Source organism: Foliimonas ilicis, assembly GCF_039939195.1.
Lineage (GTDB): Bacteria > Pseudomonadota > Alphaproteobacteria > Rhizobiales > Rhizobiaceae > Foliimonas > Foliimonas ilicis.
This window is the reverse complement of the sequence record NZ_JBDUUH010000006.1, coordinates 1-12,333: the sequence shown is the minus strand read 5'-3', so window position 1 is coordinate 12,333 and position 12,333 is coordinate 1. Positions and strand designations below refer to the sequence as shown.

The 12,333-nt window shown below is 54.2% G+C and carries 14 protein-coding genes; 5 read left to right on the top strand and 9 right to left on the bottom strand.

Annotation, left to right across the window (positions count from 1 at the left end; genetic code table 11):
* Nucleotides 1-244: 244 nt before the first annotated feature.
* From ABFT80_RS14100 to ABFT80_RS14075, 6 genes are all read right to left on the bottom strand, one after another.
* On the bottom strand, nucleotides 245-724 hold the full coding sequence (locus ABFT80_RS14100) for a pyridoxamine 5'-phosphate oxidase family protein (protein ID WP_347972572.1): 480 nt from the start codon (nucleotides 722-724) through the stop codon (nucleotides 245-247).
* Nucleotides 725-878: 154 nt separating this feature from the next.
* The gene (locus ABFT80_RS14095) at nucleotides 879-1,784 is read right to left on the bottom strand and encodes a DMT family transporter (protein ID WP_347972870.1); all 906 of its coding nucleotides are present in this window, start codon (nucleotides 1,782-1,784) and stop codon (nucleotides 879-881) included.
* Nucleotides 1,785-1,888: 104 nt separating this feature from the next.
* Nucleotides 1,889-2,050 carry a hypothetical protein gene (locus ABFT80_RS14090; protein WP_347972571.1) on the bottom strand — a complete coding sequence of 54 codons (162 nt, stop codon included), beginning with the start codon at nucleotides 2,048-2,050 and terminating at the stop codon, nucleotides 1,889-1,891.
* A gap of 99 nt (nucleotides 2,051-2,149) precedes the next feature.
* Nucleotides 2,150-2,338 carry a hypothetical protein gene (locus ABFT80_RS14085; RefSeq protein ID WP_347972570.1) on the bottom strand — a complete coding sequence of 63 codons (189 nt, stop codon included), beginning with the start codon at nucleotides 2,336-2,338 and terminating at the stop codon, nucleotides 2,150-2,152.
* 185 nt (nucleotides 2,339-2,523) lie between these two features.
* A complete protein-coding gene (locus tag ABFT80_RS14080) occupies nucleotides 2,524-2,949 on the bottom strand; it encodes a hypothetical protein (protein WP_347972569.1) in 426 nt (141 codons plus the stop codon).
* A gap of 477 nt (nucleotides 2,950-3,426) precedes the next feature.
* A complete protein-coding gene (locus tag ABFT80_RS14075; RefSeq protein ID WP_347972568.1) occupies nucleotides 3,427-4,047 on the bottom strand; it encodes a hypothetical protein in 621 nt (206 codons plus the stop codon).
* Nucleotides 4,048-4,709: 662 nt separating this feature from the next.
* On the opposite strand from ABFT80_RS14075, the gene ABFT80_RS14070 reads away from it, so the two are divergent.
* The 5 genes from ABFT80_RS14070 (at nucleotide 4,710) to ABFT80_RS14050 (ending at nucleotide 10,016) form a co-directional block, all read left to right on the top strand.
* Complete coding sequence (locus ABFT80_RS14070; RefSeq protein WP_347972567.1) at nucleotides 4,710-5,009, top strand: hypothetical protein; 300 nt, start codon at nucleotides 4,710-4,712, stop codon at nucleotides 5,007-5,009.
* 442 nt (nucleotides 5,010-5,451) lie between these two features.
* Nucleotides 5,452-5,661: a cold-shock protein gene (locus ABFT80_RS14065; protein WP_347972566.1), complete on the top strand. Its 210-nt coding sequence runs from the start codon at nucleotides 5,452-5,454 to the stop codon at nucleotides 5,659-5,661.
* 124 nt (nucleotides 5,662-5,785) lie between these two features.
* Nucleotides 5,786-6,016, top strand: a complete 231-nt coding sequence (locus tag ABFT80_RS14060) for a hypothetical protein (protein ID WP_347972565.1) — start codon at nucleotides 5,786-5,788, stop codon at nucleotides 6,014-6,016.
* Between the two features lie 779 nt (nucleotides 6,017-6,795).
* The gene (locus tag ABFT80_RS14055) at nucleotides 6,796-8,082 is read left to right on the top strand and encodes a GGDEF domain-containing protein (RefSeq protein WP_455189939.1); all 1,287 of its coding nucleotides are present in this window, start codon (nucleotides 6,796-6,798) and stop codon (nucleotides 8,080-8,082) included.
* A 113-nt stretch (nucleotides 8,083-8,195) separates the two neighbouring features.
* The gene (locus tag ABFT80_RS14050) at nucleotides 8,196-10,016 is read left to right on the top strand and encodes a PAS domain S-box protein (protein ID WP_347972564.1); all 1,821 of its coding nucleotides are present in this window, start codon (nucleotides 8,196-8,198) and stop codon (nucleotides 10,014-10,016) included.
* A gap of 296 nt (nucleotides 10,017-10,312) precedes the next feature.
* Here ABFT80_RS14050 and ABFT80_RS14045 read toward each other — a convergent pair whose 3' ends face one another.
* From ABFT80_RS14045 to ABFT80_RS14035, 3 genes are all read right to left on the bottom strand, one after another.
* A complete protein-coding gene (locus ABFT80_RS14045; protein ID WP_347972563.1) occupies nucleotides 10,313-10,612 on the bottom strand; it encodes a DUF982 domain-containing protein in 300 nt (99 codons plus the stop codon).
* A 72-nt stretch (nucleotides 10,613-10,684) separates the two neighbouring features.
* Nucleotides 10,685-11,164, bottom strand: coding sequence for an Hsp20 family protein (locus tag ABFT80_RS14040; protein WP_347972562.1), 480 nt, complete (start codon nucleotides 11,162-11,164; stop codon nucleotides 10,685-10,687).
* A 427-nt stretch (nucleotides 11,165-11,591) separates the two neighbouring features.
* Nucleotides 11,592-11,834, bottom strand: coding sequence for a hypothetical protein (locus tag ABFT80_RS14035; RefSeq protein ID WP_347972561.1), 243 nt, complete (start codon nucleotides 11,832-11,834; stop codon nucleotides 11,592-11,594).
* Between the last annotated feature and the right edge of the window lie 499 nt (nucleotides 11,835-12,333).

Sequence of the window (12,333 nt, the reverse complement as noted above, 5' to 3'; positions counted from 1 at the left end):
CTTCATCCGGTTTCCGCCCAGGTTTATTAACCAGTGCTATTTTCCGCGTCAGGGCTGCAACCGGTGTTGGCTTTCGATCACCGTGTTCAAATGAGGTTTTCTGAGAAATCGCCAAGCCCCGCTGATGGAGATGGAACGGGCGTATCAGGGTGCAGGTTCCCGGTTTTGTCCGGCTAGAGTTTGCGTTCGCGATGCTGCAGTCCGACGACATCACGAACGCTGTGAAGCACTTCTGGAAATTGGACTATTTCAATGTGACCTGAGCGACACTGTCTTTATAATCCTCCTTTGGGTCGCCCATGCCCAAAAACATTTTCACGCCTGCAACAACACTGGATGCGTCTTTCCAGATTTCTGCTTCGGCGGGTTCGAAACGCAGTAGGCAAAGCTTGGGATCATCCTTGCCTTGTTCGAACCATGCCGCAACAAATCGGTTCCAGAGTCGATCAATGACAGCGCGATCATTGTCGATCTGCAATTTGCCCTGAACGGTGGCAAAGAGATCATGGCCTTTTGAAGCGTAGATCAATGTTGCTTCTGTAGGTCCAGAAGCGCTTCCGGCAAGTTCTGCATCTTTGGCAGTGAAAAAGTAGATTACGTTCCGGTCGCTATCGAATTGAGCGGTCATGGGACGTGGATGGACCCCTGCCACACCAATCATTGCGGTCATATCGGACCTGATGGAATCCCAGAATTTTTTCGCGAAGTCTTGATCGTTTGACACGGCTTGTCTCCTTTGAACGGGACAACGCCATGTCGGTATCAAGGTTGCATCAGGCTTCGAGCATTTCTTGAGTGCGCATGGACAGCCGGAATAAACGGCAACACTTCGGCCCGAGTTATGAAACGGCGACGGTCGGACCGAGGCCCCGGAGCGGTCATTGCCGTATTCTGCGACCGCGCCATAAGATGAACAGCCCGGATAAAACAATCATCACGGAACCTACAATCATCGGCGTATCCAACGCCTCACCGAAGGCAAGCACTCCTAGCGCAAGGCCAAACAGCAAGCGCGTGTAGCGAAATGGTGTGACTACCGAAATCTCGCCAGAGCGCATAGCCTTCATGAGAGCAGAATAAGCGATCGTTCCGAACGCAACCGCTCCGATCAAGTTTACGCAGCTCTGCCCATCAGGGAGAATGAAAGGCTTACCCTCCCATGCGCCATAGGCAATGCCGGCTACCGTGATAGCAAGATAGCCATAGAAACCTAGAGTGGCTGTTCCCAGGGAAGCTGGCGCTGCACGGCTGGCGAGATCACGAGCGGCAAAACCAAGCATTCCAATAAGTGCCAGAATTGAGAGCGCAGAGAAACTATCGGTGGTCGGCCGCAATACCACCAGCACACCGGCAAGTCCGAACAGTATGGCGCTCCACCGGCGCCAACCGACTTTCTCGCCGAAGATAACAGCGGCTCCCAGCACCACAATGATCGGTGTAGCTTGCAAGATGACGGTGGCAGACGACAATGTGGTCAGGGCCAACGCTAAAACGTAAAATAACCTCGCTACGACTTCGAAGCAGAACCTCCATCGCATGGTAGGTGAGAAGGCGTCAGGCGAGGCGAGTTTCGCACCTGTTGCTGCTGCGGCGCACCAGAAGACCAGCATACCCCCAAGTCCGAAAAGGATCAGCAACTCGCCAGTTGGCAGATTTGCAGCAGCGGCCTTCACGAGGCTGTCTTCCAGTGCAAATGCGAACATCGCAAAGATCATCCACAAGCTTCCGCGAAAATTTGCGGAGCTGGTGTTGCTGGACTGAGGCTGTGGGAAGATTCTCGACATTTGCATGCGATTCCTTGATGTCGAGACAAACCGGAAGCCCCGCACGTCCTTTGTGCCGGAATGCACGGTGCCTGATCCCTAGTCCAGAAGAATGCGGAAGATTGCTAACTGCGCTTTTGCGCTTCTTCGCCAATTTTCTGGTCGTCTGTCGCATCGCGATTGAGTTCGCGCTCTGCGGCCTTGTCGGCTAGCTTCGCCGCCTTCTTGGCTGACTTTGCGCGTTCGCGCTGCGTTCGTTCGAAGTCGTAGTTTGGTTTTTTGGCCATAAGCGTCTCCTGTGAAGGCTGTTGGTAAGGCGCTCGACCGCAAATGCCAACCCCGTGCGCTTTGGCACGGTCAGAACGGCGGGTTGAAGAGGCAACTGCTTACTGAAATTCGGGCATCGTGGAAGTCCAGATTGCTAGTCCAACGATCGCGACGAATATCCAGAACAGCGAGTTGACCAGCATCCTGACCAATCCTCGGTTTTCGTCCTTCGACACCTCAAGGCGATCCGAGACCCAATCGCCGGGAGCTATAAATATCCAGAGAATCGCGTCCCAAAGCTTCCGCATGTATCATCATAGCAATGCCGGGCTTTAGAAACGAGCGGTGCCGCCTCTGTAATTCGCTCCAGTGATTTTCAGAGCGATAAATCAGGAGCGTGGGGCCACCAAGAGTCACGAAATCCGTCGCCAGAGAACGGCGCGGCGCAAGGCGGCGGCATGAGCGTTCAGATCTCTGCGGTTCGTCTCACACGCTAGAGGCAAGGATTAAAAACAGGAGGCCGCTCTACCTCCAGCAACTTATCTATGTCTTGAGTAAGTGCGTCTCCGCCCCTCTCTCTTCCAATTTCGTACATTCGCAGATGATCAGAGGAAGGTGCGCACAAATCCCGTTGGTTTTCGCGCGACAGGCCAACTAGATATTTATCTAGGTGCGCCCGCGTGATTTCGGAATTTCGAAAGATAAAGGCTTCCATTCGATCGACATTGGATTGAAATGTCTGAAAGAATTTTGCATCGCGATTTGCGGTGCCGCATTCCTCGACAATTCGCTCTAGCGAAGCGTAGACCATCCATACGCACATCACCGCGCCATGGGGATCCGGCTTATCTTGCTGCGCATAACTTGTGTGCGTCGAAAAGAGCGACATCAGCAGTGATGCGATCAGAGTCTTGAACATAGTGCCCCCATCTGCTCCCAGACCTTCGCCATGTTTATACGCGGGTCGCCTTAATAAAGGGGTAGCGGCAGAGTTGAGCCGCACATTAATTCAGCCCGAGGTGAGGAATGCGCCTCCGATCTAGGCGTCGTGAGCGCAAGCCGGCCAATGATGATCAGGGGAAGCCGTTCGATACGGCGACGGGCAACAGTTTCAGGGGTAGAGGACCGTGCAGAGGCCCTGCTTGCGCATCTGTTTCCCCGCACGTAGGATGTCCCTTTAGGCTAGCAAATTGAGTCTTCAAACCGCGAGGGCGCCAACCGCAAAAACGATCATCTGACCGCACGCTCCGTGCCAACCGCGAACAGTTCATGGCCGGTTGCAACAAACAGTCTTACGATTTTATGGCTTAGGCGACACATTATAGGATTGGGCACATGGCGCTTAAATGGATGGACAATATATAGGCAGACGAGCCTCAAACTGAGTAAGAGGTGATCAGCGCAAGAACCCATCGCTTTCGAACTCTTCCCAGCCCTCTGGTTTCTGATCAGACATGTCAGATGTCTGACTGCCTTTACCGCCCTTTTTGGCCCGCGTCAGGGCTGCCTTTCCTGCTGCTCGCCGCCTATTCTCTGCGGCTGTCAATGCGTCTTCCTGACGCCAGACCGTAGCCAGATCGCGGTCGAGTACATCCTCGATGTGACGGGGGTCGAACACGTGGAACGTTATCTTCCTCGCGCGCCCACGAAGTTTCACAGTACGTGTTCCGGCGCTTTGCAAGCGCCCGTCATTGAGCCACCTATGCCGCTCGGTCGTGGAAATCGCCAGGATGTCCTCAACCTCACGGGGAATTACCGGCAGTGTCTCAGCGCCCTTGATTACTTTTGACACGATCGCCGACATGGTCGGAAAATCTTCAACGGCGTCCTCCGGTATGCGCAAGATGAGCACGCCGGCTTCCAAGTTCAGCAGCTTTTTCGCCGCCGGGGGTAAGTGAGCACGTGCCTCGAGAAGAATTCCCTTCGCTCGAACTGACGACCCAAATGTGGCAGAAGGCGACAGCTTCCACTCTTCCACTCGCAGTATAGATTCGTCTATTTTTCGGCGTGGCGGCATGAGTCATAGATATGTCGCTCTTTCCATTGAATTCAACAAGCTCGAAAAACGCTTCTAGGGCTCTTTCCCCACGCAAAACTGCATGCGAATGGTCTTGTGATTTCCTAGCTGTAATCGGTCGATCGACCATGTTTGGAAACCTTACGGGTTCAGCAGGCTTGCACCGGCTAGGCCTCTGTCGGTAGACGACCCGACAGGTCACCAAAGTTTACGGCTCGGAGCCAGCTTTGCGCCAATCTCCTCCTGTTTCCGGGCTTGGTGGAACAATAATTGGATGCGCCGGTTGGGCTTCGGTGTTCTCTGGTTGTGTAGCCAGACGATTGCGGTCGCACGACTAGAAGTTTCATACCGCGTTAACCCCTACTCTAAATGCAAAAACGAGCATCTTCCTTCGGAACCTTAGTATCAACGGCGTATTGTTGGCTCATGAAAACACGTCCGCCTTCGTTAGACAGTAGCCATCCAGAATATCTCACCGCTTGCGCGGAAGCCCTTGACGACGCCGTGCGCGAGTTAGTTGATCTTGCCATCGTATCCGGCTGGGAACCAGCTGCCGTATTTGCTTCGCTCGTTCAAATCGTGAGGAACCAGAGGCACGCATACACTGAAGACCCCGACCCGGCGGATGATTGAACAATCACATCTAATCAGGAGGATTTGCTATGTCTGAAACTGAAAATAATCGAGAGACCGGCGCACGCAAGCCAGAGGAAGTTAAGGAAAATAAAAAAGGCGAGTTTTCCGAGGATGCTGCAACCAACAAAAAGCCCGCTCATGGCCAAGGGTTGTCGCGACCTCCGGATGAGGTCAACGACAAGACCCATCAATCAGACGGCGTAAATCCGAGTGCTGGTGAAAAAGGTAACGTTCCTATCGAGAAGACGACGGGTGCCGGTCCTGGAATCGCTGCGCATTCAAAGGATGCAAGCATTCCGTCAAAAAAAAATCATAAGCCATCGTAAGAAGATTATCCGCAACCCAAAAAGCCCACCGCGCCTTTCGGGAACGGTGGGCAAGCTCTTTTCGGCCAAAAATTATTTGGTGACGAAAGCCTCCACCAGGGCAAGCCAGTGAGGTCGCAACAAAGGCCGACTGTGAAGGCTGTAATGCTTCGTGTCTAGACCAGGCATGCTTGAGCTAACGCTTTCTGATGAGGAACAAGGGCGATTGGCGGTTTTTCGCATTTCCTCAACTTGTAAGATAAGGCCGCCGTCCAACTAAACAGAAAGTTGACAGTGAGGACGATCTTCTCTATTAACGGAAAATCGATATTTTCTTGCTGAGCTTTGGTTGCCGCGCACTTGGCACTGCGCATTGAACAAACCCTCCCTTCAAAACATCGCTAACACCATCTGCTGCGCAGTCGCGTGGCGGTACTTCAATATTGCTATGAAAGGGTTTTTCATGACCACTGGCACAGTTAAATGGTTCAATTCCACTAAAGGCTTCGGCTTCATTCAGCCCGATAATGGCGGCGCTGATGCGTTCGTTCATGTCTCGGCCGTCGAACGCGCTGGCATGCGCGAAATCGTCGAAGGCCAGAAGATTGGCTACGATCTCGAACGCGACAGCAAATCGGGCAAGATGTCGGCTTGCAACCTGCAGGCTGCTTAATTGGTTTTAGCCGTCGCGTGACCACGGATGTACTGGCACACTGACAGCTCGAGACCAACAAAGGTCAGGCAACATGCCTGGCCTTTTTTTATGCTGGAAACACAGCGAATGATGCGGAAATCAGATGACAGAAACACAGAGCAAATCCCGACAAAGAGCTGAAATTGCATTTGGTGATGTAACGTCTCAGTTCTTCGCACGCAGCCAAGCCTTCGAAGAGATAGACATGTTGGCGCAGGCCCGTGACGAAAAGACGATGCGGCTACGTGAGGCGCGCAAAGCGAAAGAGGCGGCCGAACTTGCCATAACGGTAAAGCCCGCTACAAAAAAACGTACAAAAACTCCAGTTTCTTAACGGCAGCGTGCTCACATCGATAGTTCGAACGCTATTCTTTGGCGGCTACCCATTAAGTCGCATCAGCCTCGAAGGCTCTCAGCTCGAACGCGGCGTCTGACTTCCATCGCTTTGGTAGATAAGACCCAAGTTTTCTGGAAAGGTTGATTGCTGCTGCGGCGGCCAGCGCGCCAAGAGGCTTGATGTGATGCTCGAAAAACCCTCCGCCCGGTTTCAGCTATTCGATTATAGACCCGGTGTCGACCTGCCACGCCGGACCCGCCTCTAAATACACGCTTACGCAGAGGCGGTGCCCTTGATGCTGAGCCTGCCTTGGCGACAGCCGTGCTCGACCGCCCACATAGCGGGGTTGAGCGAATCGTCCGGCTGCGGTTGCAGAATTTCGACTGGAATTGCCACCAATACATTGTTTCGCGTTCTACAAAGGCAGAAGTGGGGACGCCCTACGCTCGATCCGCGAACGGCTGGACACCCTCGAAGTCGAAAATGCGAGCCTGCGTGCGCAGGCCGAAGGCTTGGCATAGAGCACTCAAAGGCCCGTTCGGACGGTGCGGCTCACAAACACTAACTCGCCGCTGCACACACCAATCAGAAGGTAATACTACGGCAAAAAAGCCTTAGAATCACTTGATGGTCAATCGCGTGGATGACCATACAGAGGGCACGGGACAGCCGAAGTTGAATGTTGCGATGACCCACGCTTAGAAGAACCATACTGTCTTGAAGCGACACAATCGGCTCTCCTTGATTGCGATCATTCGCTGCCTAGATTCTTAAATATGGTGGCTGAACAAAACACAGAATCGTTCACAGCAATCGCTGCGCCTTTGCGGGAAATTCCTCAAAGCTTGAGGCCCGATACTGTGGACGATGTCGAGCGCCTGCTGGGCGGTCGTACGCGTGATATTCGGCTGAATGGCGAACTCGGCGGGCTCTTTCTCGAACGCTCCTGGCGGCAGACTGCGAAGATCATTCGCGCCTGGATGGTCTGGGTTATCATCCTCGACGTGCTGACGTTGGTCCTGTACGCAATATTGCTTCCGGCCCAAACCGTAGCACTGATGCTGCTCCCCGCCTCGATCCTTCCGCCAGCGGCCTTTGTCGCCGCAGTGGCTTTTCGCAAGCGGCGGAGCTTTTGGCTGCAAGGCGTGGTCCTCACGACAAGTATGTTTTTGATCTTGCTGTCTGTCGCTCTTGTGGGCGTCAGTGCCGGTGGCGAGTTTTATGAGCGACACTTGACGATCATGCTCTTCGTGGCCGTCACCGCCATTGTTATTTTTCCTGTTCCGCTGCCGTGGGCAGGCACGGTCGCGGCTACTGCTCTTAGCCTCTACCTTTTTTTTCAATTGCAAAACCCGGACATCGAGGCAGGAAGTGCTTTGGCAGGTACACTATTTTTCGCAAGTGGAATGGCTGCCACATTAGTTGCTCGCCGCACCGCGACCATCCTTGCGCAGAAGACGTTCCTGCTTGAGTTACGAGATCGAATTCGGCTTACTGACCTTACCGAGGCTAACGCGAGGCTTGAATCACTTGCACGGACCGATCCACTGACGGGTGTAGCGAACCGGCGGGCCATGATCGAAACACTTCACCGGTTTTGGGAGAATGACAGCGTACCGAGAAACGGCGCGGCGATGCTGATGTGCGATGTGGATGATTTCAAGCACCTTAACGACAATCTAGGGCATGCCGAGGGTGACCGGTGCCTGGTGAAAATTGCAGGGATCATGCAGAGCTGTATGAGAAGCGATCTGGACCATGTCGCCCGTTTCGGAGGCGAAGAGTTCCTTGTCTTTCTTCCTGGATGTGACGACCGGGAGGCCTGTGCCGTCGCAGAGCGTATCCGCGGCCGGGTAGAAGCTGCATTGCTTTCGAATCCTACATCTCGCGTGGCACCCTACGTCACTCTCAGCATCGGGGTAGCGACAATGAGGCGAGGCAACAACCTGATGTCGGTAGAGGAACTGCAGCGCCGAGCGGACGCTGCGCTCTATCTTGCAAAGAAAAAAGGTAGGAACTGCGTGATTGTCGAAGCTGTGAGCAGCGCCTCAGACCCCGAATAATGTTGGATTCCTCGGTGTGGAAAGTTACTCTGCGCGCCTTGGAGACTTGTGGGAACTATCTCGCGGGCTATGAGTTACAGTAAACTTAAGCGGCACTCCGGGGCAACTATCCAATGAAGAAACCGTCGATTTCACGCGTTGATATTGACGATGAAAAGTTCGGTAGCCTGCAAAAATCCCCGCTTGGCCGCGTTGGTGGCGGCGCCCTGGACTTTGAAGAGTTTTTCGAGAACGGTACTCTCGCGCTTCACATTATTGGGCCGGACGGCACTATCCTCCATGCCAACAAAGCGGAACTCGACCTTATGGGATATTCTGCTGAGGAATATTTCGGGCGCCGCATCGCTGACTTCTATGTCGATCGCCAATCCATCAATGACATACTGGCGCGCCTGACTCGTGGCGAGAAGATTGACAAATATCCCGCCCGTCTACGCGCAAAGGACGGCTCTATCAAGCATGTTGAAATCACGTCGAGCGGACAGTTTCAACAAGGTCAGTTCGTCAATAGCCGGTGCTTCACCGTTGATGTCACTGAACTGACACGCGCACGACAAGACCTCACTCAGAAGGACGATCAATTCCAGCAAATCCTGGATAGTCTTCCCGTCGCCGTTTACACGACGGACAGCCACGGTAGAATCAATTATTTCAATCGTGCTGCGGCGGAGTTCGCCGGTCGCGAGCCGGAAATCGGCAAGGATGAATGGTGCGTCACGTTCCGTCTGTTCACTGCGGACGGTCAGAGACTCCCTCACGCCGAGTGCCCCATGGCAATCGCGCTACGGGAAAATCGCCCAGTACGAAACGTTGAGGCAATAGCCCAGCGCCCGGACGGGACGTTTTTTCCATTCCTGCCCTTCCCGACGCCGATACGGGATGCGAACGGCAATCTCGTTGGCGCCGTGAACACGCTGGTCGACCTCAGCGACCGTAAACGTATAGAAGATGCTGGGCAGCACCTGTCGGCTATTGTTGAATCGTCGTTCGACGCGATTGTCAGCAAGAATTTGGATGGTGTCATTACCAGCTGGAACCGTGGAGCAGAACGCTTGTTCGGGTATTCGGCTGATGAAGCGATCGGCGAATCGGTAACGTTACTCATTCCGGAAGACCATCAAGACGAAGAGCCCCGCATAATGGAGCGTATCAGGCGTGGGGAGCGGGTTGAGAGCTTCGAGACCGTGCGTCAGCGCAAGGATGGCAGCCGGATACCGGTTTCTCTTACGATTTCTCCAGTGCGCAACGCTGCGGGACGCATTGTCGGGGCGTCCAAGATCGCTCGAGATGTTTCAGCTGCCCGAGAAAGCGAGCACCGCATCAGGATGTTGATGCGGGAGGTCAACCATCGCGTGAAGAACCAATATTCGGTAATTCTGTCGATGATCCGTGAGACCAACAAGCGCTCGGAAAATCCTGACGACTTCGAACGTCAGGTCCGGGAGCGGATAATGGCGCTGGCGCGCTCCCACGACCTTCTTGTTTCGGCAGACTGGAAGGGTGCTACGATACTCGAACTGCTCATGGCGCAGGTCAAGCCATTCGGTGATGAAGACCGGATCGCAGTGTCAGGACCGCCATTCACGCTAACCCCAAATGCTGTGCAGTATCTTGGGATCGCGTTTCATGAACTGGCCACCAACTCGGCCAAATATGGTGTGCTCTCCGCCAACAAAGGCGAAATCTCAGTGGCGTGGGAGGTGGATGAGACCCCCTCCGGCAAGCGCATCAGGTTAACTTGGAACGAGACTGATGGGCCAATGGTGCAATCGATCGCAAATAGCGGTTTCGGCACCGTAGTTTTGAAGCGCGTCACACCACAGGCCGTAAGTGGTACGGGCGATCTACAGTACGGTCCAAATGGCGTTGTTTGGACGCTTGAAGCACCGATGGCCTATGTTGAGGCTTCAATCTTTAACGAGGACATTGCATAATTCGTAGCTTCGCAGCGGCTCGCCAGCCGAATGCTGCGGGAATCAGCGTCAGGCTATAAGCTCACCTCCATGGCATCCTCGCTGTGGATCGAGTGCATTGCTACCGTGCGCTGAGAAGCAGACAGAAATTCTGATGGTGACAAGCGGCTCGGCCTCCTTGCCGAAGGCAAGCGAAAAGCGAAGCTTGTCACAGAACGCACAAACCGAAGAGTCTCTGGTGCCAGAGCGGCTGCTCCCAGCACCATCGTACTGTGTTGGCTGCTTCTCTCTAGAATAGCGTCGACTATGGCTCCGCCTCAGCTTACGTGTGGATCACTGTCTAGCTGTGGACCGGGAGAGACCAGTGCTTTTGGGTCTCGCGACAACAGTTCGTGTTTTTCTGCAAAGGCGACATATAGATCGCGCGCGGTCTCGGGTTCGATCTCACCGCGAAATGATGCGCGACAGGCTCCGAGGGCTTCCGAATGCGTGGTTTCTCTCAACGATGCTGGCCACTCAGTGAGATGATGGTAGGCGTCCATCACGTTGCGAACCTCTGCCGGAAAGCCAAGGCCGACAAGAATGGAAACAGGTTCTCTGAACGTATCGGGCTTCATCTTTCTCTCCTTCCCAATCTGGATATTGGGGGCACCGGTGCGCGAACCGGTGCCTCCGCGACAGGGTTTGCGTTAAGCGGCCTTCTTCTGACCTTCGATCTGCGGCGTCGAGGCAAAAGATGTTAACGGGGCTGCACTCTGGATGGAGATTTTCCGTGGCTTCAGTTCTTCCGGTATCTCGCGAACCAGATCGATCGACAGAAGACCGTTTCGCAGATCGGCTCCGTTGACCCTCACATGGTCAGCGAGCTCGAACCGATGTTCGAACGGCCGGCCAGCAATGCCCCGGTGCAGATAGCCGTCTGCGGACGTCTCTTGTTTCTTGCCGGTGACAGTTAGCAGATTGGACTGAAAGGTGAGATCAAGATCATCCTGTGCGAAGCCTGCCACTGCGATCGAGATCCGGTAACTGTCGTCACCAGTCTTAACGATGTCGTAGGGCGGCCAGTCACTGATCGCACGGGCGCGCTGGGCGTTCTCGAGGAGATTGAAAACCCGATCGAAGCCGACGCTTGACCGGAACAGCGGTGCATAATCGTAAGATGTTGCCATAGCCATATCCTCCTTGAAGCAACATGGTTAAGGACGCGCCGATAAGCGGTGCGTTCCTGCAAAGCCAGCCCTTCATCAGCGGCTGGCAGCAGTCGATTTGGTTTTTCAGATTCTTGGTTTCAAGAGCAACTTGAGAAAAAATTGGGCTGTTTTTCAACTTTCGTCTATCGGTTTGATCCAGCTTGGTAAAACGGCAGCACTATCCTGGACCTCGAACGCGTCGTTTTAGATGGACGAAGCAGATTATTATCAGAAATCTACCCCATAAATTCCCTCTAAGCGACCAGCGTCGGTTGATCGAAGACAACCTGCTTTCAGTGGAGCGGCGAGCGTAGCCTATCCGATCAGAGGTACTTAGGCAGCGCTGAGCCTAGAAGCGCTGACTTTCTTGTGGTTTGGTTCGCAGCTGGGGGCAGCGCTGTCACGCTCAGCCCAATCGAGAGGAAGTGTGCGACAAGGCATCGGCCTGTCGAGTACAGTTAGTCTCCAGAACTCCGATAAGGTGGGCTCGCGTTGCCGATGTGCCCCCAAACAAATCAATCAGCGCTTCTGCCTGTTTACGTTTCTCATCACCGCCCTCGCGCTCGGATGTGACCTGATTGAAAAGCAACTGAATCAGTTCAGCGTCAGAAATATCTGGATGCTCAAGTTTGGCTTTTTGAAGCGGCAACGTACCCTCCCAAGGCGAGAGCAAATATACGCTGGCAGACGGTCCTCGCTATTCCGTTGACAGTTAAGGATAGTACCACACTCACTTTTTACCGCGAGTTTCCGCCAACGCAATGCGGATTTTTAAGCGGACTCCTGTGATTTCGTCGACAGTCAGTCCCGCGCCCAGATCGGATCATCCATTCAGGGCGCGCCATTCCACGTGTGAGGCGCCATGCTGAATCCAGAACATGGCACAGTGCCAAAAGCTGACTGTCATCTGGGGGTCATGTGAAGCCGCCAGCGAGTCCAAATGCTATTTTGCGGGCTGATTTGGGCTGCTGCCGCGCGCCGCTCCGCCCAGCCCCTGTGGGCGGACGATTTGGACCACTCTTGTCAACCGGCGCGGAATTCTGACCCCATATCGGCGTCCAATATTCACCCCCTGTAGACGATCAGCGCTTGGCCTGCCCGGCGCTGGCCGGGGTTGCAGAGGGTAGGCCAAGTGCGGGTGATAGGTA